Annotated in this window: 21 protein-coding genes; 15 read left to right on the forward strand and 6 right to left on the reverse strand. The window is 67.4% G+C overall.

The genetic code is table 11. From position 1 onward, the window contains the following. Window positions 1–405: 405 nt before the first annotated feature. The 6 genes from NR810_RS33050 (at window position 406) to NR810_RS33075 (ending at window position 5,972) form a co-directional block, all read left to right on the forward strand. On the forward strand, window positions 406–1,350 hold the full coding sequence (locus NR810_RS33050; protein WP_257458452.1) for a DUF6310 domain-containing protein: 945 nt from the start codon (window positions 406–408) through the stop codon (window positions 1,348–1,350). Next, window positions 1,347–2,102, forward strand: coding sequence for a DUF5953 family protein (locus NR810_RS33055; protein WP_257458426.1), 756 nt, complete (start codon window positions 1,347–1,349; stop codon window positions 2,100–2,102). Before NR810_RS33050 ends, NR810_RS33055 begins: the two co-directional genes overlap by 4 nt. 308 nt (window positions 2,103–2,410) lie before the next feature. Next, the gene (locus tag NR810_RS33060) at window positions 2,411–2,794 is read left to right on the forward strand and encodes an SMI1/KNR4 family protein (RefSeq protein WP_257458427.1); all 384 of its coding nucleotides are present in this window, start codon (window positions 2,411–2,413) and stop codon (window positions 2,792–2,794) included. Window positions 2,795–2,933: 139 nt separating this feature from the next. Beyond that, window positions 2,934–4,334 carry an SPFH domain-containing protein gene (locus tag NR810_RS33065; RefSeq protein ID WP_257458428.1) on the forward strand — a complete coding sequence of 467 codons (1,401 nt, stop codon included), beginning with the start codon at window positions 2,934–2,936 and terminating at the stop codon, window positions 4,332–4,334. A 96-nt stretch (window positions 4,335–4,430) separates the two neighbouring features. Continuing rightward, window positions 4,431–4,937 (forward strand): YjfA family protein, encoded by a 507-nt coding sequence (locus NR810_RS33070; RefSeq protein ID WP_257458429.1) that lies wholly within the window; start codon window positions 4,431–4,433, stop codon window positions 4,935–4,937. A gap of 147 nt (window positions 4,938–5,084) precedes the next feature. Next, on the forward strand, window positions 5,085–5,972 hold the full coding sequence (locus NR810_RS33075) for a hypothetical protein (protein WP_257458430.1): 888 nt from the start codon (window positions 5,085–5,087) through the stop codon (window positions 5,970–5,972). A gap of 87 nt (window positions 5,973–6,059) precedes the next feature. Here the strand turns inward: NR810_RS33075 and NR810_RS33080 are convergent, their stop codons facing one another. Further along, the gene (locus NR810_RS33080) at window positions 6,060–6,968 is read right to left on the reverse strand and encodes a CPBP family intramembrane glutamic endopeptidase (RefSeq protein ID WP_257458431.1); all 909 of its coding nucleotides are present in this window, start codon (window positions 6,966–6,968) and stop codon (window positions 6,060–6,062) included. An 81-nt stretch (window positions 6,969–7,049) separates the two neighbouring features. After that, the gene (locus tag NR810_RS33085; RefSeq protein WP_257458432.1) at window positions 7,050–7,568 is read right to left on the reverse strand and encodes a MarR family winged helix-turn-helix transcriptional regulator; all 519 of its coding nucleotides are present in this window, start codon (window positions 7,566–7,568) and stop codon (window positions 7,050–7,052) included. A 246-nt stretch (window positions 7,569–7,814) separates the two neighbouring features. On the opposite strand from NR810_RS33085, the gene NR810_RS33090 reads away from it, so the two are divergent. Continuing rightward, window positions 7,815–9,128, forward strand: coding sequence for an ankyrin repeat domain-containing protein (locus NR810_RS33090; RefSeq protein WP_257458433.1), 1,314 nt, complete (start codon window positions 7,815–7,817; stop codon window positions 9,126–9,128). A 48-nt stretch (window positions 9,129–9,176) separates the two neighbouring features. Here the strand turns inward: NR810_RS33090 and NR810_RS33095 are convergent, their stop codons facing one another. Together NR810_RS33095 and NR810_RS33100 are read right to left on the reverse strand one after the other, a co-directional pair. Next, complete coding sequence (locus tag NR810_RS33095) at window positions 9,177–9,410, reverse strand: hypothetical protein (protein WP_257458434.1); 234 nt, start codon at window positions 9,408–9,410, stop codon at window positions 9,177–9,179. A gap of 52 nt (window positions 9,411–9,462) precedes the next feature. Continuing rightward, window positions 9,463–10,965, reverse strand: coding sequence for an ArnT family glycosyltransferase (locus tag NR810_RS33100; RefSeq protein WP_257458435.1), 1,503 nt, complete (start codon window positions 10,963–10,965; stop codon window positions 9,463–9,465). A 156-nt stretch (window positions 10,966–11,121) separates the two neighbouring features. Here NR810_RS33100 and NR810_RS33105 point away from each other — a divergent pair, with 156 nt between their 5' ends. Continuing rightward, window positions 11,122–13,485: a PepSY domain-containing protein gene (locus NR810_RS33105; RefSeq protein ID WP_257458436.1), complete on the forward strand. Its 2,364-nt coding sequence runs from the start codon at window positions 11,122–11,124 to the stop codon at window positions 13,483–13,485. A 126-nt stretch (window positions 13,486–13,611) separates the two neighbouring features. Here the strand turns inward: NR810_RS33105 and NR810_RS33110 are convergent, their stop codons facing one another. Next, window positions 13,612–14,304, reverse strand: coding sequence for a TetR/AcrR family transcriptional regulator (locus NR810_RS33110; protein ID WP_257458437.1), 693 nt, complete (start codon window positions 14,302–14,304; stop codon window positions 13,612–13,614). Between the two features lie 67 nt (window positions 14,305–14,371). Here NR810_RS33110 and NR810_RS33115 point away from each other — a divergent pair, with 67 nt between their 5' ends. From NR810_RS33115 to NR810_RS33145, 7 genes are all read left to right on the forward strand, one after another. Further along, window positions 14,372–15,178 carry an MFS transporter gene (locus tag NR810_RS33115; RefSeq protein WP_257458438.1) on the forward strand — a complete coding sequence of 269 codons (807 nt, stop codon included), beginning with the start codon at window positions 14,372–14,374 and terminating at the stop codon, window positions 15,176–15,178. Next, a complete protein-coding gene (locus NR810_RS33120; protein ID WP_257458439.1) occupies window positions 15,175–16,515 on the forward strand; it encodes a carotenoid oxygenase family protein in 1,341 nt (446 codons plus the stop codon). Before NR810_RS33115 ends, NR810_RS33120 begins: the two co-directional genes overlap by 4 nt. A gap of 2 nt (window positions 16,516–16,517) precedes the next feature. Next, complete coding sequence (locus NR810_RS33125) at window positions 16,518–17,015, forward strand: SRPBCC family protein (protein ID WP_257458440.1); 498 nt, start codon at window positions 16,518–16,520, stop codon at window positions 17,013–17,015. A gap of 357 nt (window positions 17,016–17,372) precedes the next feature. Next, window positions 17,373–18,425: a hypothetical protein gene (locus NR810_RS33130; RefSeq protein WP_257458441.1), complete on the forward strand. Its 1,053-nt coding sequence runs from the start codon at window positions 17,373–17,375 to the stop codon at window positions 18,423–18,425. A 93-nt stretch (window positions 18,426–18,518) separates the two neighbouring features. Further along, on the forward strand, window positions 18,519–19,610 hold the full coding sequence (locus NR810_RS33135) for a transposase (RefSeq protein ID WP_257458442.1): 1,092 nt from the start codon (window positions 18,519–18,521) through the stop codon (window positions 19,608–19,610). A gap of 415 nt (window positions 19,611–20,025) precedes the next feature. Next, window positions 20,026–21,156 carry an amidase domain-containing protein gene (locus NR810_RS33140; RefSeq protein ID WP_257458443.1) on the forward strand — a complete coding sequence of 377 codons (1,131 nt, stop codon included), beginning with the start codon at window positions 20,026–20,028 and terminating at the stop codon, window positions 21,154–21,156. A gap of 108 nt (window positions 21,157–21,264) precedes the next feature. Continuing rightward, window positions 21,265–21,714 carry a hypothetical protein gene (locus NR810_RS33145; RefSeq protein ID WP_257458444.1) on the forward strand — a complete coding sequence of 150 codons (450 nt, stop codon included), beginning with the start codon at window positions 21,265–21,267 and terminating at the stop codon, window positions 21,712–21,714. 260 nt (window positions 21,715–21,974) lie between these two features. Here NR810_RS33145 and NR810_RS33150 read toward each other — a convergent pair whose 3' ends face one another. Then, window positions 21,975–23,360 carry a DUF4476 domain-containing protein gene (locus NR810_RS33150; protein ID WP_257458445.1) on the reverse strand — a complete coding sequence of 462 codons (1,386 nt, stop codon included), beginning with the start codon at window positions 23,358–23,360 and terminating at the stop codon, window positions 21,975–21,977. Window positions 23,361–23,535 lie beyond the last annotated feature (175 nt).

The following is a 23,535-nucleotide window of genomic DNA, read 5'->3' on the forward strand; positions in this document are numbered from 1 at the left end:
CTTCCGTGGCCTCCACCCTTCAACGAACCCGGCGCCACATCTTCCCGCGCGGGATTTATTTCTCACGCGCCAAGGACCTGGACCTCACCGAGTCAGCCCTGCGCAACTGGGTGCGCGAGGCCGACGGAGAAAAGCAGCGGCCTTCTTCGCGAAGGAGAGCTCGACGTGAAGTTGGCTTACCGCGTAACCGCCCGGAATGATTGGGAGTCGAGATCTCGCCGCGTCCCTTGTAGTCCCGCCCCGTTCCAGCCCGTTCCGCACTCTCACGCGACATAGACGCAACATGGGGGCGGCTTCCTTCTGCTCCCCCTCGCGTGCTCGTCCGCCGCTGTCGAGGCGCGCTGGCATACTCCGAACAGCCCCACCAGGACCCGCCAGGTCCTGACTTGATCGGAGGATGTAGCCATACGTTTCCGAGCGTGCATCGCACTGCTGCTCTTTCTCTCAGCCTGCGCTACGTCAGCGCCGAGCCCAAGAGAGCCAGCGGCCCGGGACCCGAGGCTCGCCAACCTCCAGCGAGCGGCGAAGCTGCCCTGGACGGACGGGGGGCGGTGCGCCGTCCAAGAGGCTTCCGAGCCTTGGCCCGTGCTGGCGGAGCGGTGCTATCAGGCCCTCGACCATGACCGGATCGAGTTTCATGACATCTCGGGACGATGCGCGATTGCCTCTGCGGGTGCCGCTGCAATGGGGCTCGGGGTCTGCGTCCTGGCGGCCCCGGAGATCGTCGTGGGCGCGGTAGTTGTGGCGGGCGTTGTCGTGGTGGGCTTCGCCATCAAAGAGGCCTTGGATGCGTATGAGCTGAGATGGGGCGATCCCGAGAAAGTGAGGCCCGCGCCAGAAACGAGGCCCGTGCCTGAAACGCGCCCCGTGCCTGAAGTGAAGCCCGCCCCGCAGGAGCCCTCGCCGGAAAAAAAGCTCAAGCCGGAGCCAAGAGGGCCGGATTTCCCTCCTCTGGTGCCACCCGAAGTCACGGAGCGAGATCGCTACAGGTGCGAACCCATCCCGGAACCGCACGCGGGCAAGGATGACGCGCATAACAAGTGCGCCGATCAGTTTCCGCCTAACCGTTATCCCGGAATGGATGTGCTCGTGGGCGGCGTGAGCTTCGATGCACTGCAAGTCGGCGTGCGTGTGCTGTGGGAAATCAAGACCCATCAATTTGATACGTACCCTGACTTTATCCAGGATCAGGAGATCGAGAAGGAAATGAAGCAATTGGACAAGGAGCGAAACGCTGCGGCGGCATGTGGATATGGCTTCGTTATTGGCGTGAGCACCGACGCGCACAAACTCGCGCTGCTCAAGCAGGATCCCACCTTCAATATCGTTGTCACGGGGTGCAAACGATGACTACGCGAAAAAGACTCAGCATCGTCGTCTACGCGCCTGCGCTTGTGTGCAACGACAGCCGCGCGCTCGATAGCGTCCACGGAATGGAAAAGGCGCTCCCCGGCTTGCGCCTGGAGTGGCGGCTCTCCAAAGGCGGGCGCCCCATCGCATTGCCGCAGCGCGACGCGTGGCTCGTAGAAAGGATTGAGGACGGGGGATTCCCTCTCGTGTGCAACGGGGACGAGAGTTACCCCGTGACGGTTTGGGGAAGGGGTAGATCGGGACTCTTCAGCCCAGGCGGTCAGGCCCAGTTTGAAGTGCATGCAAAACTGCCACTGGACGAGCCCGTGATCGCGGCAGCGGCGGCTGTGCTTGAGGGCGTGGCGGAGGGGGCGAGTGCGCTATGGGGGCGTGCGACGCCAGACGACGCTGCGGTGGACATCGCGTATCAGACAGCACCTACGCTTGAAGGGCCGCCGTCCCCACGCCGGGGGTTGCCCGCCCTGAAGCTCTTCGAGCACATCCGCTCGCCAGAGATTCCCTATTACCTCGGGTGGCTGAACTACTGGTCGGATGCTGCCGCACGGGCCATCGGCTTTCCGGACCCCGCCCGCGACGCGGACTTGCTCTCGCGCTCACGGCGCACGGCGTCGGGGGGGTGGGTTGTGCAGCTCACCGATGCACCGCTCGACCTGGACAACCCCGCCCACCTGGACGCGCTCAAACGGGCCTACGAGCGTTTCCCGGAGATTGGCGGGCGCTCCACCCCTTGAGGCTCGGCACGGCCCACGGTGGTCGTGCTCAGGGTGTCGCCTTGTGGCCCACCGGGGATGGTGACCTACCCCTCGAGAGGCTTGAGCAGCCACAGCCAACAGGCCCACACCCCCTGTCGCCCCCTGTACCCCAAGGGGGCTCCACCCAGAGTGCACCGGCATGGCGCACAGCTCGTGGGCTCCCGTCAGCGGCCTTCCTGTGCCTCTCTGATCCCACCCGCTGCCCTCGACATTGCCCCCATTCCTCAGCTCGTCAGCGGAAGCCTCGTCGCGCTGGCGCCCATGAGCTGAAGCTCCCCCCCAGTTACGTGCGCTTCATCAGCACCCACGGCACCTTCAAGGTGCTGTACGGCGGGCAGGAGCTCATTGGCATGGAGGAGCCGGGGTTGCTGTGCGCGGCCGCGCCGGACCCGTCGGACGCCGTGGACGGCGATGACTCCGAGGTGGCGGACGCCATCAACGAAGCCCTGTTCTTCCAGCGCCGCGACGACGACTCGGTGGGGAACTTCTGGTGCTTCAATCCCCGCGACCGCACGCCGGAAGGCGAGCTGGGCGTCGTGGCCTACAGCCATGACGAGGCCTTCGGCCTTCCTCAGCTCCAGGGCACGGACGACGCCGAGCACTTCCGGGACTTCTCGACCCACATCGTCACGGTCATCGACGACTTCATCGAGACCTGGTCGGAGGCGTAGCCCTCGGAGCAGCTCGCTAGCCAATCCCGGCAGAGGGAGGGAGGTTGGCACGGCCTGGAGTGTGATGAGATGCGCGGGAGAGCATCCGGTTCATGGCGCGCCGATGGTCGGCGACCCTCCGGAGCCCTGGGGGCGCGCGATGATGTCGTCGAACAACAACAACAGCCACGAGCCGGTGAGGAACGAGTATCTGGATCAGGTGCGCGAGCAGCAGCAGCGCGTGGAGGTGGACCTGAAGGCGCGCAAGATGGTGGCGCCGGTGCAGATGCCGATGGGGCAGCGCGCCCGGGCACTCGCCATCGCGGCCCCTCGCGAGATTCCCGGCAACGCCGTGGACGTGCGCATCACCGGCTTCTGGCGGTGGAAGACGGTGGTGGTCCCACCCAACGCCTATGTCGTGCACACCCGGCGCGGCCACTCCCAGCCCCTGCACATCGGCCTGGGGGTGTCCTTCCGCTTCGACCCGGCGACGGACTCGTTCCTGGTCGTTCCGGGCGCCATGCAGACCATCCTCATCAACGCGCACTGCATCTGCCGCGAGCTGCAGGGGCTGCTGGTGCAGGGCTACGTGCAGTGGATCATCGAGGACTTCGCCACGGCCTACAAGAAGCTCGACTTCACGGACGCCGAGGAGCCCATGCGGGTGGTGAACGTGCAGCTGCGCGAGCAGGCCGAGGCGGCCATCAAGGACAAGGTGGCCACCATGAGCATCGACGCGGTGCTCTCGGACAAGCAGCCCATCATCGAGGAGCTGACGGCGCGGCTGCGCCACGTGGCCGAGGGCCTGGGCGGCGGCGACAAGGGCCTGGGCCTGCGCATCGTCACGGTGCAGGTGAAGGAGGCGGTGGTGAGCTCGGGACGGCTGTGGGAGAGCCTCCAGAAGCCCTTCCGGGCCGAGCGCGAGCGCGTGGCGCGGCTGGCCACGCTCGAGACGGAGGAGGCCATCGCCCACCGCGAGCAGGAGGTGCAGCAGGCGCGCGAGCGGATGCGGCTGGAGAGCGACGGCGAGCTGGCGATGCTGCGCGCGCGCAAGGAGGCGGAGGCCTACGATCGGGAGCAGGCCGAGCGCATGCGGCGACAGCAGCGCGAGGAGGACGACACCCGGAAGCGGGCCCTCGATCATCAGCAGACCGCCCTGCAGAACGCCGAGCTGGAGAAGGCGCGGCTGGCGGTGGAGGCGGAGCTGGCGAAGCTGAAGCAGGAGGTGGAGGCCGCACAGCGCAAGCGCCAGGCCCTGGCGGCCATCGACGTGCTGGACACGGAGCGGGCGGCGGCCAACCGGCAGGCGCGCGCGGAGCTGGAGTTGCAGGACGACCGCCAGCGCATCCTCAACGGACTGACCCCGGCGAACCTCCAGGCGAGGCTGGTGGAGCTGCTGCCCGCCATCGCCGAGAAGCTGCCGCAGCCCCAGGAGCTGCGCTCGGTGACCATTGGCGGGGCCGCGGGCGCCCAGGAGGGTCAGGCGCTGAGCACGCTGGTGGCTCAGATGTTGGCGCTCGCGGGGGCGCTCAAGCCCGAGTCCGGGCGCCAGGAGCCCTGAGCTCTATCGAGGGGGCATGGGCTTCCTGTTGGACCCCTTGTCTGGCGCGCCTCGGGGAGCGATTCTCACGCCCCGGGCCTGAACGAAAGGAAGTCCATGAAGAAGCTCCTGATGCCAATCACGATGCTGACCCTCGCGGCGTGCGGCGGTGCACCCACTGAAGGGACGGATGACACAACGGGCGCCGTGGAGCAGGGCGCTGGCGGCTGCAACGGCAGCTGTGTCAACAAGAGCCCCATCACCACCGGCTGCGACAACGACGCCGTGTCGGTCTACAACCAGAAGGCCCCCATCTACGGGGCCGCCGGCTCCGCCGCGGGCAGCGGCGCCTACCTCGGCTATGTCGAGCTGCGCTGGTCCGCCTCGTGTCAGGCCAACTGGGCCCGCGTCGTGGTGACGAACTCCGCCATGCGCGGCAAGAGCGTCGAGGTGGTCCTCCAGGAGTACAACTACGGGGGACGCGTGTTGGAGTGGTTCACGGTTCCCAGCAATGCCCCCATCCCCTACTACATCTGGACCGGGATGTGGGACGGCCAGGTCGACATGCGCGGCTGCGGCTGGATTGAGTGGGCCAACCAGGCCAATTGCACGAACTGGGGCTGAGCCACCTCGTACGCGTATAGGCGGGATGGGGGCCGTGTTGAGGGAGAGGGCTGGAGCCGAGGGGTCGAGGAGGGGTGCTGACGGGTGCCACGCGGGCTGTGGGCCGGGGCTGCAATCCGTCTTGCACAGCACGCAGAATTGAGCGCCGTGAAACGGTACCTCGACCGAACCTTCCTCCAGCTGGGGCGTGGCTTCCAGTTCTCCGCCGAGCCGCCGCCGGCGCTCGCGAGTGCCGAACACCTGGCCAGCCGCGACTCCTGGACCGTGCTCGGCAGCGTGCTTGCACGCGTGCGCCAGGGCGACCTGCGCGCGGTCGAGGTCCTGCCGGACCTGATGACGCGGGACGACGCGGCCCTGGTCTGGAACGCCTGCGTGCAGCTGATTGGCTTCGCCGGGCGCACCTCGTTCGTGCTCGACACGGCCGAGCGCTTCCTGTCCCGGCCGGACGATCTGGGCATCCAGTGGAGCATCGGCGGCCTGCTTCGCAACGGCTGCAGCCTGCGCGCGGTGGAGCCCCTGTTGCGGCTGCATGCGGCGGCCATCGACAGGGATGCACGACGGCATGTCGAGCGCTGCCTGTCGACACTGCTGGAGGAACAGCCGGGCGCGATCGATGACGGCGCCGAGGAGCAGGAGGTTCCGGACCCCGCGTATCCGGAGCCCTTCACCCAGACCCTGACGGTGCTGGACCGTGCCGGCTATGGCGCGCGGGTGCGCGAGGCGGCGGCCAAAGTTGCGTCGCGGTTGGCCTCACGCGACCAGGCGGTGACGGCCGGCCTGCCGCTCGACCTGGAAGCGCTGGTCAGGCGCCTGCACGAACGCATCCGCTCGGGCGAGCCCAGCGGCTCGCGCATGGAGTGGGAACGCATGTGCTTCGAGGCCAGCACCGGCGTCGACTGCACCGCGTTCTACGAGCAAGGGCGATTGCAGCGGCTGGCCGCCCTGGCCATCCTGGAGGACTTCATGGACGCCGGACACGTTGCGGCCTTCGACCCCGGCGTGCGCTACTTCTTCGGGCATCGCGTGGATGAGTGAGGTGCGCCGTCCATCGGGGACCGCGTCCTCGCGCGTGCAGGCAAAGCGAGTGCTGTCCGAGCGGGGCCCTCCCGAGTGGGGGCCTCGCTACGCGGTCTCCCGAGGGGATGGGCTGGGAGGTGGAGCGGGAGGCGGCGCGCGCGTGGGCAACTCCTGGTGAGCCTTTTCTCCCTTCCAACGTGCCAGTCCGACCACGGCCAAAGCGAGTAGCACGACACTGATGGCGGAGCCTTCGAGGCCAAAGTCGCCCCCGGTCAACCATTCTGGCTTGCCATGGAATACCGGGGTCCACCATCCCTTCGAGGCGTTACCGCTCACGCCGAATCCCAGGCTTCCCAGGGCCCAGTTCCATCCCAGATGCACTCCGACCGGGAGTGCCAGGCGACCTGTGCGCAGGTAGCAGTAGCCCAACATCCAACCCGCCAGGAAGATGTTGAGCATCGCCATGACCCTGACGCTTCCATTCATGCCCGGGTCGAAAGGGTGCGCGAGGGAGAAGATGGTGGCGAACACGAGCTGGGACCAGAGCGGGCCCATACCCCTGATGGCCCGCTGGAACGCATAGCCGTGAAAAAGCGTCTCCTCGAAGAGCGCGACAGCGAGCATCGTCCATGCACTCTTCAGGAGATTCGAGGCGGCGCCATCTGGCGTCCGCACCAGATGAAAACCGTCGAGCAGCCAGACGCCAAGGGCCACCAGCCCCACGAGACCTGTTCCGCCGGCCAGGCCGAGTCCGAAGTCGCGACATGAATCCCCGCTGATGGCGAAACCCTGGGCGGCAAGGGACGTGCGCTCCAGGCGCGAACATACCCAGGTGGCGACAAGCGCCCCCAGGAATGCGAGAACCGGCTCCGGCACGAATGGCCTCACGTTGTCAGGCAACGTCCTGCGGATGAAGATCAGCCCCACCACGAAGAGAGCCGTCATGAGGAAATAGCCAAGGCTCTTCCAGCCGTTGCGCAAGCTGTTTTCGACATTGAAGAATACAGCTCTCATGTTGGCTCCGATGGTCTGCGTGTGGCCGTCCGAGGTGCACCTGGCAGGTGGTCTCCACGGTGTGTCTTCGAGATGGGCGTGTCAGGAGTGACGTGGCTTGCGGCGGACTCCACCGGGCCTGGCGGACGCCTTAGTGCTGGACGGAGGCTGATGTGCGAGGGGGGTCTGAGCCGCCAGCCGGGCACGAGCCTCGGCGATACGTTCGCCGAACGGCTTCACCTCGAGGGCGGCGATGGCCTTCTCCAGGGTCAGCGAAAGGGGCGTGGGCAGTTCGGCATCCAGATCGGCTGCCGCGCCTGCCGTGGCGCGCCAGCACGCTTGCAGCCGGGGGAGCAACTCGCGCCCGGCCTCCGTGAGTCGAACCAGGCGTTCGCGCCTGTCGCCCGGCTCCGACCGCGCGGAGACCAGACCTTCCTTGACCATGAGCGCGACCGTTTGCGTCACGGCGGGCTGGGTGATACCCGCGGCTGCGGCAATATGGCCGATCGTCGAGGGCTCGCGCTCCATCAATGCGCGCATGACCGGCGTGTAACGCGGCCGGTAGGCGAGCCCCTCCCGCGCATAGGCTTCGCTGACTGCCCCGTCGAGGAGCTCGAGCAAATGCCGTAACTGCGTTCCGAGACCTACCTTCATGCGGGTTTTATATAAGGGCTTATATAAAGAGTAAAGGACTTCCGGTCGAGGGGGCTTCTGGAGGGGCTGAAAACACCTACGTCGAGCCCGCCTCCCTCTGAGAGTTCGTTGATGGCCACATGCAGCGGACACAAACCCGGCCACTGCGCCTGCGGCTGCAGCTTTCACTCGTGGTACACCGTCCGGGTGAGAATGCGGGTAGTTATGGCAATCATGCGCACTTTTCCAAGGTCGTCCTCCGTGTGCCAGGTACTCGGGCTCGTGCTGCCACTGAGCCTGGGTGGGCTGGTGCACGCGCAGATTCCCGGCGGTCCGAGTGGCTCGCTGATGGCGCCTCGCCTGGACGAGGATGCGCGGCGCTCGTATGCCGCGAACTGCGACCCGGGTGGCTTCCTGTTCATCAGGGACAAGGCCTTCCCATCGGTGGGTGAATGCGAGCTGGTGGTGGCGAGGGTGGTGGCAGTACATGACGAGGGAGCCACACACGCCGAGCCCCCCACGGTCCTTCTCCAGGTGGAGGAGGTGCTCACGGGGGACATCTCTCCCGGCGTCGTCCAGGCTGTATGGAGCGAGCACCTGCACCTGATGTGCGCGGTGGGGGAAGGGGCAAACATCGAGCGCTGGAAGGCCACGCGCCAGCGGGGACCCGAGGTGGGAGCACGCTTCCTCGTGGCGGGCGGCTTCAATCGCAGCCGGCGCTGGTTCATGACCGTGCCCGAGCTGCGCCTGCCCTTCACCCCCGAGAGGCATCGGGAACTGCTCGCCCAGGTGAAGCAGGAACAACAAGAGTGGACACGTCAATACAAGACGGAGGTGGCCGCCCGCCGAGCCGAGGCTCGGGCCGCCGTGCGCGATGACGAGTTGTTGGAGGCGGTGGCGAAGAAGGATGTCGTCCGCGTGCGCGCGCTGCTGCGAGAGGGGGTTCGGCCTGTCGCGAGCTCCGCGACGGGAACCCCCGCGCTGCATGTGGCGGCGCGACTGGGCGCGGTGGAAGTGATTCGGGTCCTGTTGGAAGCGGGTGTCCCGGTGGAGATGAAGGAGCGCCAGGGGTTGTTGCGGACGACACTCGGTGTGGCCGCCGACGAGGGGCAGGTCGAGGCCGTCGAGTTACTGCTCGCCCACGGTGCCAATCCCAATCACCTCTCCTGGAACCACACGCCGCTGCTGCTAAGTCCCGCGAGTAGTGGGCACTGCGCCGTGGTGAAGGCGCTCCTGGCCCGCGGCGCCCAGGTGCGCCAGTCGGACCGGCATGGCAGCACTCCACTGGAGGTGGCGGCGCGTAACGGGCACCTCGCCTGCGTCATCGCCCTGCTCGAGGCTGGCGCCGATCCCAACAAGGCCAACACCTTCGGATGGCAGCCGGTGCATTACGCCCTCGAGCATCCGGCGGTGCTCGAACAGTTGCTCCGGGCGGGCGCCAATCCCCACGCACGCGACCCGGAAGGTGTCACGCCGCTGAAGAGGGCGAGGGACAGGCGTCTCACCGACAGCGTGCGACTGCTCGAAGAGGCAGGGGCCTCCAGATAGATGAGGTGCCGGAGAGACCGCGAGCTGGCGGGTTCACAGAGGCTTGTTTCACGGACAGGTGCCCACCCGGTCGAAGAGGGCCGTGACGGAGGCTCCGTTGTTGTAGACCTGCGGCTTCTGCAGCCGGTATCCCTGGTCCGCCTCGTTCTCGTAGATGGACTGGTACAGGGACATGGCGCCGTCCACGTAGACATGGGGGACGCAGCCGCTGGCGTCATTGGCGGTGAAGGCGAAGCGCGGTGGGCTGTAGGTGGGATCCGCGACGATGTTCTCCACATGCATGCCCTGTCCGGACTGAGAGACGGGGACGCTCCGCCAGGCAGGGCCAGCCCGCTCAGGGCTTCGGCCAGAGCCGTACCCAATCGTCCTGGATGAGCTTGCCGCTCACCCGGTCGGTGCTGCCGCTCGCCATGAAGTCGCGGGGACCGCGCAGGGCGAGCGTCCCAGCCTCGAGCCACAACAACAGCAGGACGCACGAGGCGAGCACCGGAAGTCTCCCGGCCAGCGAGGGGCGGCTGCCGGTGAATGCCTTCAGGGGCAGCAGGAGCAGCGGCAGCAGCGCGGGAAAGAGGACCAGCATGCCGCGCGTGTACCCGAAGAAGGCCAGGGTGATGAGCGCGCGGTGCAGCAGCACCAGGGTGAACAGGCTGAAAACCCGGTGCGGCGCGCGCAACGAGAGCCCCGCTCCCGCCAGGAGCAGCAGCGCGAGCGGCCACTTCAGCCAGGTGCTCTCCGGGACGAAGACATCCACCGGCGCACGGGCCCCCTCGAGTCCTCCAGGCAGGTTGGAGGCGCCATACCCCAGGCTCAGGCCGTCCAGCCAACGCCCCAGCTTGGCGGCCAGCAGGCGGACCGCGCCGGCCGGGTGCTCGCCCATCCATCGCAGGCCTTCCGCGTAGCCGTGCAGCAGCAGGTGGCGCTGGGAGGGATTCGCCGCGTCCAGCCACCCGTCCTGGCCGAGCCGGTTGACCAGGTCCGGCGTGAAGCCGCCCGTGGCTCCGGCGTGATTGGCCATGGCGAAGCTGATGGGGCCATAGACGGTGACCGGAGCCACCACCGGCAGCGGCTCGAGCTCCGGCGTGCGTGCGTTGAGCTCCTGGAGCACGCGCGCGTTGTGGAGCCCCCACGGCGCGAGCACCACCAGGGACACGCCCACCGCCCCCGCCCACCGCACGAGTTGCGCGCGCACCGGGGCCCGCCGGTCCCGGTGGAGCCAGGCGTAGACGAGGAGGAAGGGCCACAGATGCAGGTGCTCGGCCCGGGTCAGCGCGCCCAGCCCCATCACCCCACCCAGGAGCGCCGCGCCCCGCCACGGCAGCCCGCTCCGGTGCTCGAGCATCAGCCAGCACGTGGCCGACAGGAAGAGCACGTACAGCACCTCGTTGCTGTACGTCGTCGAGAGCACCAGCCAGCCGAAGCTGGCCGAGAAGAGCACCGCTGCCAGCAGGCTCCACCCCACTCCGAGCACCCGGCGCCACCACCACCAGGTGAAGGCCACCGTGGCCGAGTTCAACAGCGCCAGGCTCAGCTTGTAGGGATGGGCGCTGCCTCGCGGCTCCCCCAGGAGCTGGTACAGCAGCCCGAGGCTCCAGGAGAACAACGGTGGGTGGTACGGGAGCGACGCCTGCGCGGGCCGCCCCCGGGCCCAGTCGAGGGCATAGGTGTGGAAGAAGCGCGAGTCCCCGTAGAAGAAGATGGAGAACGGCCAGTTCCGATCCATCGACGTCTCGAGGAACAGCAGCCGCAGTACGAGGCTCAGCAGAAACGTCCCGGCCACCCCCACGGCCACGGGGTGCCGCGTCAGGAATCCAGGAACGCTGAAGCTTGATGGTTTCATGAAACCTCGTTGAGCCTTCCATCGCTATTTCTCATAGCTGGCTAGTAAATGCACTCCCAGTCAGGGCAGTATTCACCGCGCGTCCCGTCATCTCCGTACGACGAGAGAAACGGGCGAGTCCAGTCCCCCCCGTAGGTCCAACCCAAGAGGTGTGACATGAAGCGTTTCATGGGCGCCGCAGCACTTGCCACCGTGCTGAGCTCCGGCGCGAGCTGGGCTGTGCATCCTGAGCATGGGCCGTCGCGAAGCGCCGTGGCCCGCAATGCCTTCTTCAATTCCGAGCTCTCCATCAGCTCGAACAACCTCGAGCTCGGTGAGGCCCGGGCGAAGAGGATGCTGGACCCCGCGAGGGAGCGGGCGTTGAGCGACTTCTTCCAGCGCTACGGGAAGGACACCAACGTCTACTTCGAGCCGCGCTCGGGAGCGGCCACCGGTATCCATACGCACATCCCGATGATCCCGGGCGACGGCATGGACAACCGGGTGACGCTGAGCAACCTGGGCCAGAGCCTCGGCCGCGCGGTGTCCACGGTGGACGAGGCCCTGGTGGGCGAGCTCGTTGTCAAGTTCGCCCGCGATAACGAGGAGGTGCTGGGCATCGATGTGTCGCAGCTCGGCACGCCGCGCGTCACGCAGGTCACCGAGCACCTCTGGCAGGTCCACATTCCGCAGCAGATCCAGGGCATCCCCGTGCGCGAGGGCCGGCTGTCGGCCACCATCAGCCATGGCAACCTCGTGCTCATCGGCACCGAGGGGTGGGCCGACGTGAAGATCCGCACCCTGCCGCTCGTCGCCGCGGATCAGGCGATCGAGCGCGGGCTGGGCCGCGCCGGGCTGGCCCACAGCCCGAAGTCCATCTGGAAGGACGCGAGCCTGGAGGTGGTGCCCATCTCGAAGGGGGAGGGTTACGGCCACAAGCTCGTCTGGGCCTACGGCTTCCAGGACGAGGGGGACCATGCCACCTGGGAGGTGCTCGTCGACGCCCACACGGGTGAGGTGATCGCCCTCGAGGACAAGAACCAGTACCTCGACGCGTCCATCACCGGCGGCGTCTACCCGCTGACCAACACGGAGACCTGCCCGACCGACGGGACGTGCGGCACGATGCAGGCCAACTACCCCATGCCGTGGGCCAACACCGGCCTGGCGTCGCCCAACAACTACACCAACGGCGCGGGCGTCTTCAGCTACACCTCCGGAACCGTCACCACCTCGCTGAGCGGCAAGTACATCGGCATCAGCGACAGGTGCGGCACGGTCAGCGGCAGCTCCACCACCGGCAGCATCAACATGGGCGGCACCAACGGCCAGCATGACTGCACCACGGGAGGCGGCGGCGCGGGCAACACCCCGGCGGCCCGTGCCGCGTTCTACGAGCTGAACAAGCTGGCGGAGCAGGCGCGCGGCTGGCTCCCCTCCAACACCTGGGTCAACGCGAAGCTCACCGCCAACGTCAACATCGCCAGCACCTGCAACGCCTACTGGAGCGCCGGGACGGTCAACTTCTACCGGAGCGGCGGCGGCTGCCGGAACACCGGTGAGATCGGCGCGGTGTTCGACCACGAGTGGGGCCATGGCATGGACGACAACGATGCCAACGGCACGCTGAGCGCCTCCAGCGAGGGGTACGCGGACATCGCGGCCATCTACCGGCTGCAGACCTCGTGCGTGGGCCACGGCTTCTTCGCCACCAGCAACAGGGGCTGCGGCATGACGGCGGATGGGACGGGCTACAACCAGAACGAGGCGCAGACGGGCGCGGCGCACTGCGATCTCAACTGCTCGGGCGTACGCGACGCGGACTGGGCCAGGCACTCGGACAACACTCCGGACACCCCGCAGAACCACGTCTGCGTCCGGTGCACCACCTCCACCGGCCTGTGCGGCCGCCAGACGCACTGCGCCGCCGCGCCCACCCGCCAGGCCGCCTGGGACCTGGTGGCCCGCGACCTGCGCGCCGCCCCGTTCAACTACGACGCGAACACCGCCTTCATCGTCGGCAACAAGCTCTTCTACCAGGGCAGCGGCAACGTCGGCTCGTGGCACGCCTGTGACTGCACCGCCAAGACCTCCAGTGGCTGCGGCTCCACCAACGGCTACATGCAGTGGCTGGCCGCCGATGACGACAATGGCAACCTCAACGACGGCACGCCGCACATGACGGCCATCTACAACGCCTTCAACCGGCACAACATCGCCTGCGCCACCCCGGTGCCGCAGAACGGTGGCTGCTCGACCGGTCCCACCGCGACGCCCTCCGCCACGCTCACCCCCGGCACCCGCCAGGTGGCGATCTCCTGGACGGGCGTCACCAACGCCGCCAAATACTGGGTGTTGAAGACCGAGGGCCACGCCGGCTGCAACTTCGGCAAGGCGCTCAAGGCCACCGTCACCGGCACGACCTGGACGGACACCGAGGTCCTCCCGGGCCGGCAGTACTGCTACTCCGTGGTGGCCGCCGGCTCGAGCAACGCCTGCTACACCCAGGCCAGCACCTGCTCCTGCGTCACGCCCAACTGATCCTCCTCGGGTAAGTCAGTGAACCGTGGACCCCGACGAATTCGAATCCCGTCGGGGACACTGAAACCGGGGCCGGAAGCTGCTGGAATCTCAGCGGTCTCCGGCCCCGGTGCTTTCAGGCCCCGACTAGTGGCCGCCCCCGGCTGCGTCGATGATGCGTTTGACCTCATCATCGAGCAGCGCACCCCCGTCGAGTCCCATGTCCTTGAAGACAGAGGAGAGCTCGAGGCTGACGATGCCGTGCAGGCGCGTCCAGAAGAGGACGCCCAGGCGCAGGATGTGCGGCGGGAAGCTCGCGTTGCCGGCGCGACGCCGGGACCAGGCCGTGAGCTGGCGGTCGAGCGCGTCGGGAGGCCTGGTGACCGGCCGGTCGCCAGCGATGTCGGCGAGGAGTCGCAGCAGGAGGAGCATGCCTTCGTGGATCTCGGCGATGGCCTCGGCCGGGTCCTTGTAATCTTCTGCACGCCCGCCAAACAGCAGCGCGTACCGGCGTGGATGCTTCAGCGCCCAGCCACGGTAGGCGGAGGCGTACGCGGCCAGGTGCGCGGAGGGTGAGCGCCCTGTCGACGCCTCGGCCGCTTCCCGGACCGCCGTCACCAGTTGGGCGTAGATGTCGGTGTGAAGCGCGCCGAGCAGCTCGTCCCGTGAGGCGAAGTACCGGTAGAGGGCGGGGCCAGACATTCCCAGCTCCTTCGCGATTGCGTTGAGAGAGAGCGTCGCGAGGCCTCCTTCGTCGACCTGTCGCAGGGCGATGCCGCGGATCTCACGGACCGTCTCCGCATGGATGCGCTCGCGCCGGGAGAGAGGAGGGGGGGACATGGACCTGAGAATAATAGGGTCACGCGCTTGCGTCATGCGGTTAGTTTGGTTACAGCATATAACCAATATGACAGCCATTAACGAAAGAGCGCGTGCGACCGGTGCCTCCGTCGGCGACTTCCGGCCGCTCGTCCCACTGGCCCTGGCCCAGTTCGTCGTGGTGCTGAGCACCTCCATCGTCAACATCGCGCTGCCGTCGATTCGTGGTGGCCTGGGGCTCGCGCCAGCCGGATTGACCTGGGTGGTCAACGCCTACGTCCTGGCCTTTGGCGGCTTCCTCCTCGCTGGCGGGAGGGCGGCCGACATCCTCGGGCGCCACCATGTCTTCACGGTGTCCCTGGCCGCCTTCGGTATCGCCTCGCTCGCCGCCGCCGTCGCGCCTGGGGCCGGCTCCCTCATCGCCGCCCGAGGCCTGCAGGGCGTCGCCGCCGCCGTCCTGTCTCCCACGGCGCTGTCCATCGCGCTCACCCTCTATCCGGGTGGCGAGGCCCGGAGAGTGGCTCTCGGTGTCTGGGGAGGGGTGTCCGGTGCGGGCGGTGCCGCGGGGGTCATCGCGGGAGGGCTGCTCACCGCGACATTCGGGTGGCGCTCGGTGTTCGTCGTCGCCGTCCCGTTCGTGGTCGTGGCCCTGGCCATGTCCCGTTCCCGGGTCGTCTCATCCCCCAGGCCTTCCGAGCGGCCGGCCTTCGATGCCCCCGGTGCCCTCCTGGTCACCGGAGCGCTCGGTCTCCTCACCCATGGTCTCGCGGGTGCCTCGCACGACGGCTGGCTCTCGGCTCGCCGCGCTCCTGGCGCTGCGCGCACCCACCCCGCCGGCGGCGCTTGCTTCACCTGCAACCCACAACCCCTGACCCACGAGGACACACGCACATGACCACCCCCGCTCCATTCCTGACCGGTCCGTTCACGCCAGTCCCCGACGAAATCACCGCCACCCACCTGCGAGTGCGAGGCACCCTGCCGGCCGAGCTCCATGGGCAGCTTGTGCGCAACGGCCACAATCCCATGCCGGGCGTCATGTCGATTCATTGGTTCAAGGGCAGTGGCATGCTCCATGGGATTCGGCTCCATGAAGGGCGAGCCGAATCCTACCGCAACCGTTGGGTCCGAACGCCCGCCCTCCAGGGCGCGCCCTACATGACCGAACACGGCCCTGACTATACCGCCCACTCCGCTGGCACCCATGCGATCAGCCACGCGGGCCGGATTCTCGCCCTCAACGAGGCGGGCCTTCCCTTCCAGGTCACGCCCGAGCTCGACACCGTGGGAGTGTTCGACTTCGCGGGAAGGCTCACCACTCCGATGACGGCCCACCCGAAGAGCGACCCGCGCACCGGAGAGCTGCATTTCTTCGGCTATGGACCCTTCCCTCCGTACCTCACCTACTACGTCGCCTCGCCCCAGGGAGACATCATCCGGGCAGAGGTGGTGCCCGGCGCCGGCCCATCGCTGATGCATGACTTCGCCATCACCCGGCGCCACATCGTCTGGTTCGACATGCCCGTGGTGTTCGACATGAACGACACGTCGGGCATGCCCTACGCATGGAACGACGACTACCCGGCACGAATCGGAATCATGTCCCGCGAGAGCGGAACCGTCCGTTGGTTCGAGGTCGACCCCCTCTACGTTCTTCACGTCACCAACGCCTACGACGACGCGGAGGGCAGGGTCGTCCTCGACGCCCCCGCGTTCGACCGCGCCGGCTGGGTGCGGTCAACGGCCTGGTGGGCGGGTCGTGCCGACCGGGGTCCAAGCCTCCTGAGTGGGGCGAGCCACCGGCGATGGATCCTCGACCCCCAGAAGGGAGTCATCGGCTCGCGGACCGTGGATGACCTCATCGTCGAGTTCCCCACGGTCAGTCCCGCTGTGGTCGGGCAGCCCTTCCGGTACGGGTACGCCCTCGCGCTTCCCGATGGCGAGCGGGGTCCCTGGGCCCTGGCGAAGCACGACCTGACCACGGGCACCCGTCAGCTCCGCTCCTTCGGCCCCGGACAACTGCCGAGCGAAGGGGTATTCGTGCCCGCGGCTGGAGCTACCAGCGAGGATGCCGGCTACATCCTCACCGTGGTGAGCAACGCCGACCAGTCGCCGGCGGAGCTGCTCGTGCTCGACGCCACCCACATCGCTGACGAGCCCGTGGCGGTGGTGGAGCTTCCCCGCCACGTCCCCGGTGGTGTGCACGGCTCGTGGATTCCGGCGGAGGCATGACCGTGGCTCTCGCTCCCATCTCATTCGAGACGTCCATGGACATCGACCGGAAGGCCCCCGTCATCGTCGCCGAGGAGATCCGGGTCCTGGCCCCACCCGCCCGTGTCTGGGACCTGCTGACGGAGATCGACCGGTGGCCGGACTGGAACCCCGACATCAGCACCGCCGTCCTCGGCGGTGCGGTAGCGGTTGGCTCGACGTTCCGGTGGACGACCGCTGGCCTCGCCATCGTCTCCACCCTCGGCGAGGTTGTACCCGGCAAGCGGCTCGCCTGGTCGGGCGACACCCATGGAATCTTTGGCATCCACGTATGGACTCTCGAACCCGGTGACTCGACTGGCCGGACCACCCTGGTCCGCACCGTCGAGTCCTGGAGCGGTGAAGTCGTCCGGCAGGACCCCGAGACCATGCGAGGCCAGCTCGAGGCCGCCATCACGGCATGGCTCGGCCATCTCCGCTCCGAGGCCGAGACCCTCACACCGAGCACGACCAACCTCTAAGTTCGAGTTTCGCACTTTTTCAGGGGCCCAACTGACTGTACGCAGAGGGGGGAACGTGGCTCCAGAGGGAAACATGGGCGTTTTCGGAGGACTCATGGAGCACCAAGGTCCGTAGAAACTCCTTCGGTGACTCCCCTTGGTTTGACCTGTGATGGTTTCCCTGCCGCAGATGGTGCTGCTCGCGATGGGGAGTCTCCCCGAGAGCTTCAGAGGGACAAGCACCAAGAAGAGCACTACGTACTGGGTGAGCAGGAGCCTCAAGTCGAGTCCCCTGCACTCCCCCTTCGAGCCTACCCAAAAAGTGCGAAACCCGAACTTGGTCTCCCGCCCCCTTCCCTCCGGAGGCCCAGGATTTCCATGCCCCTGCTTCGCTGGTATCGTCCGTTGCTCGCTGCCGCCCTCGTCGTGGCGGGTTGCAAGTCGAACCCCCCCGCTCCCGCCGCCCCGGCCCCGGATGCCGTCACCGCGTCCACGCCAGGCAAGGCGCCCACCCCGGCGCCCGCCTTCAGCTCGGCGCTCTCGTACCTCAAGCCCGTGGACGCCCAGCGTTGCGAGTGGGTACGGCAGCCGCTGCCCTCCGGTGAGCCCACCGTCTTCGCCTTCGAAGCGGCGTGTGACGAGTCCCAGCTGTCCTGGAGCCCGGACGGCAACGTGGGGCTGGTGTTCAACCCGGCCATGGGCGATCGCACCCAGCCGCGCGTCTGGCGGGTGGACTTCCCGGCGAAGAGCGGCAAGCCGGAGGACCTGAAGGGACTGCTCGGCACGCTGGGAGGACAGGGCTCCGACACGCCGCGCATCCACAGGATGGCTTTCGATAGCCAGGGGCGCCTGGTGGCGCTCGTCTCCGACGTGCCGGTGGAGGACGAGGGCACCCGGGGGCAGGCGCTCGCGTTCCGGCAGGAGGGAGCGGACTGGAAGAATGTCGAGTCGAAGCCCACCACCTTTGATTCAGGCCCCGGGGTCAACGTGCTCGACACCGCCAAGGCGCTGCCCGATCAGACGCTCTCCCTGTTCGGGGACCTGCCCGGACAATCGGCTCCGGAGGCCGCCGTGAAGAAGCTGGACGCCGCCCTGCCGGGGCAGGCGGAGGGGAAGATTGGAAAGTGGATGTCCCTGTCCACGCCGGGTGGAGCGCTGTACTACTGGACGGCCCAGGATCCGGAAGACGAGTCCTCCTATCCCACCGTCCCGGTACGCTGGGAGCAGGACGGAAACCTGGTGGAACTCGAGGGGCTGGCGGCCAGGCCGGGTGAACGCCTCGGCTTCCAGGTGCGCGGTGGAATGCTGCTCGTCTTCGTCATGGGGGAGACGCGCTCGGCCCAGGTGTTCGACCCCCGGACGAAGAAGAGCCTCGTGACGGTCAAGAACATCGAGTCCGCGACCCTGTGGCCTGAACCGTCCAAGCGGTAGTTTCCACCCACCTCGAAGGAGACGCACCTCGTGGCCAGAGGGTGCGCACGGACGTCGCGCAGACCCCGGTGTCGATAGCACCTGGTAGAGCGGGTGCTGCCGCACGTGCCCTACCGGCAATGGACGCTGTCCTTTCCACACCGGGTGCGGTGGGTGCTGCTGAAGGATGCGGGACTGCTCTCGGACGTCCTCACCGTCTTCCTGCGCGCGGTGTTCGCCCTGCAGCGCCGGAGGGCACAGCGGCAGGGCCTGCGGGGTGGGCAGGTCGGGGCCGTGTCGTTCATCCAGTTCTTCGGCTCGGCTTTGCAAGTGACGCCTCACTTCCACTCGCTGGTGCCGGACGGCGTCTTCGTGCCGCGGGAGGGCGGCGTGCGCTTCGAGGCGTTGACCCCGCCCACGCAAGGTGAGGTGGAGCGACTGCTGCGGGTGGTGCGTCACCGGGTGCTGCGCCTTCTGGACAAAAGAGGGACCCTCCCCGCACAAGGGCCCGAGGACGCGCTGCTGGCATACCAGGCGCACTCGCTACAGCAGCGGCTGCGCTGGACGGAGGTGGACGTCCGGCCTCCTCCCAGCAAGCAACCCCGGTGTGCCTTCCTGGAGGGCTTCTCCCTGCATGCCAACACGCACCTTCACGCGAACGACAAGCAGGGGCTGGAGCGGCTGTGTCGCTATGGAGCACGCGGAGCGTTGGCGCTGGAGCGTTTGTCACGAGCGGAGGACGGCCGCATCGCCTATCGGATGAAGCGCCCGCTGCCGAACGGAACCACGCACTTGCTCTTCACCGGGTTGGAGCTTTTACGGCGTGTGGCATCCCTGGTGCCTCCACCGAGGACGAACCTCATCCGCTTCCATGGCGTGTTTGCCCCGGGGGCGAGAGTCCGACCATTTCTGGTCTCCGCAGCGGCGGCCCCGGGCGAGGAGGAGGCACCAGCTTCAGATGCGGCAGCTCGGGCCATGTGCCGGAAGCGTCAGCGCGCCCGGAGGCTGGATGGGGCGGGGTTGCTAGGCAAGAGGTTCGCAGTGGACGTCTTCTCCTGCCCGAGGTGCGGAGGAAGGCGGCGGGTGCTGGCGTACCTCACCCAGGGCAGCGTCATCCGGCGCATTCTTCGCCATCTGCACCTGCCCGAGCAGCCCCCACCCCAGGCACCTGCCAGGGGGCCAGCGCAGCAGGCGCTGTGGGAGTGATGCACGGCTGAGGGATGCGCTCTCTGGCGGAGCCCAAGGCGAGCGGTCGTCTGCGCAGGGGAGGGGAGGCCTGGAGGGCGACGGGCGGGCCTGCTCGGGGCCCTCCTGCACCGTCCAATGCGTGTCGCGCGGCCCTCCTGGACGACCACCTACCCCGGCCCTCGCCCGCAACAGGGCTCCCATGCCGCCTATGCTCGGTTTTTGAACAAAAGCATACCCTCCCGGGTCATGTTCAATCCCTTGTTCGTGGTTCAGCATCTGGCAGTCAATGCATTGCCAGGAAGGCCACGCCATGATGTGAACGCTCACCTTGGCTTCATGCATTGTCATCCATGCAAACCAAGGGGCAGTCATGACCCGGGCCACCCCAGTGAAACCTCCGTATGCGAAGCCTTTCATCCAACGTGCCGCCGCGATGATGACCGCGGCCCTGCTGTCTGCCTGCGGTGTAGGAGGGGCCGACGACCTCGGGCCCGCCTCGCCCGACTTCCAACCAGAGGCAGCCGCCACGACCTCAGCCGGGGTGGCGGACGCGACGGCCATCGAGGCCCAGATCGCGCTGGCAGCCAGGGCGTTCCTGGAAGACCGCAACCAGCAGCTGATGGACGGCTCGAACCCGTCCGTCGCTCCTGTGCCGCAGCACCTCTCCGCGGCCCTGGCCGCGCGGGTCACCCGGGACAACCTGGCGCTGCGAGAGCTGCGCGATACCCTGTCCCGGCTTGGCGAGCGCTACACGGGCTTCAAGACCGACGTGCGCATCATCGAGACCCGCGAGGTTGACGGCGGGCTGGTCTCGCGCGTCGAGGAGCGGTCCTACTTCGACTATGCCCGGATTCGCGGTGACGAGCCCCCCTACACGGCGTTTCGCGTCGAGCGTGAGTTCACGTTCTCGCGGCAGGGTGACACCTGGGTCCTCGAGGACGTACGGCTGCTGGACCCGGACGCGCTCGCGCCCATCAACGAGGTGGTGACGGTCTCCCTGGATTCGCTCACGCAGCGGTTGCCCGCTCCGGAAGGTGTGGCGGAGCTCTCGAAGTTCAGCCCGCTGACCGCGGACGGCGAATCTTCCTTGAAGCAGGGTGTGGCATCCTACAACTACTCGGCCATGGTCAGCTACGCCACCACTTGGGCCTATGGCCGCAACCCCGCGTACCGCAGCTTCTCCAACGACTGCACGAACTTCATCTCACAGGCCATGTACGCGGGCGGCTGGAGCATGGTCGAGGGCTGGTACCAGAGCAGCAGCGTCTGGTGGTACTCCTCCTTGAACCAGTCCTACACGTGGGCGGGTGCGCACAACTGGTACTTCTTCGCAACGGGCAGCGGACGCACCACCACCCTGAGCAACGTCTGGTATCTGGCCCTCGCGGACGTGCTCCAGATGGACTTCGAGCGTGACAACAACATCAACCACACCATGATTGTGACGCAGACCTCGGGAAGCGAGCGCTACCTCACCTATCACTCGACGGACACGCTGAATCGCTCACTGAGCAGCCTTATCGCGGCCTTCCCGAGCGCGTGGTATTATGCCCATCGTACCTGATGGGTAGAGCCGTAGTCCTTCCCCTTGAGCCTCCCTTGGGCTCTTCGGTCAGGGGAGTCCTGCTCACCTGTGGCACGCCAGTAAAGGGGCTGCGGGCCTGGAGAACCCATGCGCTCTCGTCGTACCGTCGCCGTGCTCGTGACCCTCGCGGCCCTGGCGGGCGTTGGGGTGACCGTCTGGAGGCAGCGAGCAAGCAGCCCCGCTCTGCGCGACGCCAAGCCCGCCGCCCACGGAATGATCCTCCAGTACCTGTACGCGCTCCAGGATCGGGATCGCGGTGGCATCCTGAAGCTGGTGCCCGCCGACTACGATGCCGCGAAGGATGTGGACGACCGGCTCCAGCGCTTTGGCGGAGCCACGGCCTTCGGGGCCGACATCCGCATCACCCAGGACCTCTCCCCCGAGGTGCTCAGCGCCACCATCCGCACGCGGGGGGCCGATGGTCGGCAGCTGGTCTGGACGGAGAACCTGTTCTGGCGCGATGGCTCATGGTGGCTCGTGCTGGGGGGCCGCCCCCGCCTGCTTCCTGCGTCGGACATCCAACGCCCCGAGCCTTGAAGGGCTCCGCTTGAGCCTCATCACATCCTGGGCTCCCAGGCGCTCGGCGGGCACATTCGTCAACAGGTGAAATGCAACTCCACGCGCCGCAGTTCCAACTGGCGCTCTACGCGCCCCACCTCCCGCTCCCCCAAGCAGGTGCGGAGGAGGCGAGCGCGGGGCTTGAGGCAGCGGCCAGGAAGGAGCGGATGAAGGAGAGGACGCCGCGAATGGACCAGGCAGAGTTGCCGCCGCTCCGTGAGCGCTGAGCCCGGCGCGCTCTACTCGATGGAGCGGTAGACGCCGCCGGTGGCCTTGGCCAGCTGGAGCATCAGCTCGCGCGACTTGGGCTTGTTGTCACCGCTGGTCTTGCCCATCAGGAAGGCGATGGTGTTCACCACCACCTTGCGCTGGGCGTTCCAGGCGGCCACGTCCTGGAGGATGGCCGCGTTGGCCGTCTTCTTGCCCTCCGACGGCATGCCATCGGTGAGGAAGTAGATGGAGTCCGCTTCGGGGTCGGCGAACGCCTTCTCCAGCGCGCCGTGGATGTTGGTGCCGCCGTTCTGGCGCAGCCCGCTCACGTACTGCACCGCCTCCTGCACCGACTGCGGAGTAGCCGCGATGAGCCCGGGCTTCCACGTCTGCACGCCCGAGGAGAAGATGACGAGGTTGAACTTCGCGCCCGCCGGGAGCTGCTCCTTCAGCACGGACTGCAGCTCGCGCTGCACGAACTGGAGCCGGTTGAGCGTCTCGCCACGGTTGGTGGTGAAGCGCGCCTCCATGCTGCCGGAGACGTCCACCACGAAGATGACGCGCTTGCTGCGGATGGTGCCATACACCGGGCTGCGCGGCTTGAGGGTCTCGAGAATCCTGCGCGCCTCCTCCTTGTCGTCACCGAAGGTGAAGCCGTCGAGGATGATGAACTTGTTCTCCGCATCGGTGATGGCGTCCTTGAGCACGCGCAGCACCTTCAGCTTGTCATCGCTGAAGGAGTACTTGCCCAGCACCCCGAGCACCTCGCGTGACGTCATGCCGAGCATGTGCTCGTCCATCAGCGTCACCGCCTTCACCATGTCGTCGCTGAAGGTCAAGATCGGGACGAGCTGCTGAATCTGCGCGGAGGTGAAGCCCTCGGGACGGCTGGCGATGGCCGTCTTGAGCACGTTCATCTTGTCATCGGTGAAGCGCTCCTTCTTGAGAGCCGCGACGAGCGCGTGGACGTCCGCATCCGGCCAGGCACCCACCTGGTTCACCAGCAGCGGCGTCGTCTCGCCGGTGCCGCCGGGGGCGGATGCGCTGCCGGGGGCCGGCGTGGCGCTGGGGGGGGCGGGCGTGGCCCTCTGGAGGTCGGCCAGGAGCTGCTCGGCCTTCGCCTTCTCGTCGTCGAAGCTGAAGAGGTTGACGAGCCTGGCCTTGTTCTCTGGATCCTCGATGCGGCCCTTGAGCGCCGAGAGCGCCTCGAGCTTGTCATCGCCGAAGGAGAGCTGGCTGGCCAGACGCGCTACCTGCTCGCAGGTGAAGGTGTTGGTGGAGGCCGCGGTCTTCAGGACGGTGATCTTCGCGTCGGAGAGGCCCTCCTTCTTCACGCGCGCGTGGAGCTGCTCGAAGGCCGCGCCGTCCATCGCCAGGGCGGACGCGGGCAGCAGCGCGGCGAGCGTGAGGCACACCGTCAGACAGCAGGAAAGGATTCTCGAAACACAAGATTGCAAGGGTGCCCCTGAGCCATCCCCTCATATTGGACCGAAAACTTCCCGGAAAACGGGTTGTTCGGCCAGCAATTCAACGAATCGAGCCATCAAGGGCAGAAGCGTGTCTTCGGGCATCATGGGAATGGCCTGGTAG

It is taken from the genome of Archangium lipolyticum (assembly GCF_024623785.1).
GTDB lineage: Bacteria > Myxococcota > Myxococcia > Myxococcales > Myxococcaceae > Archangium > Archangium lipolyticum.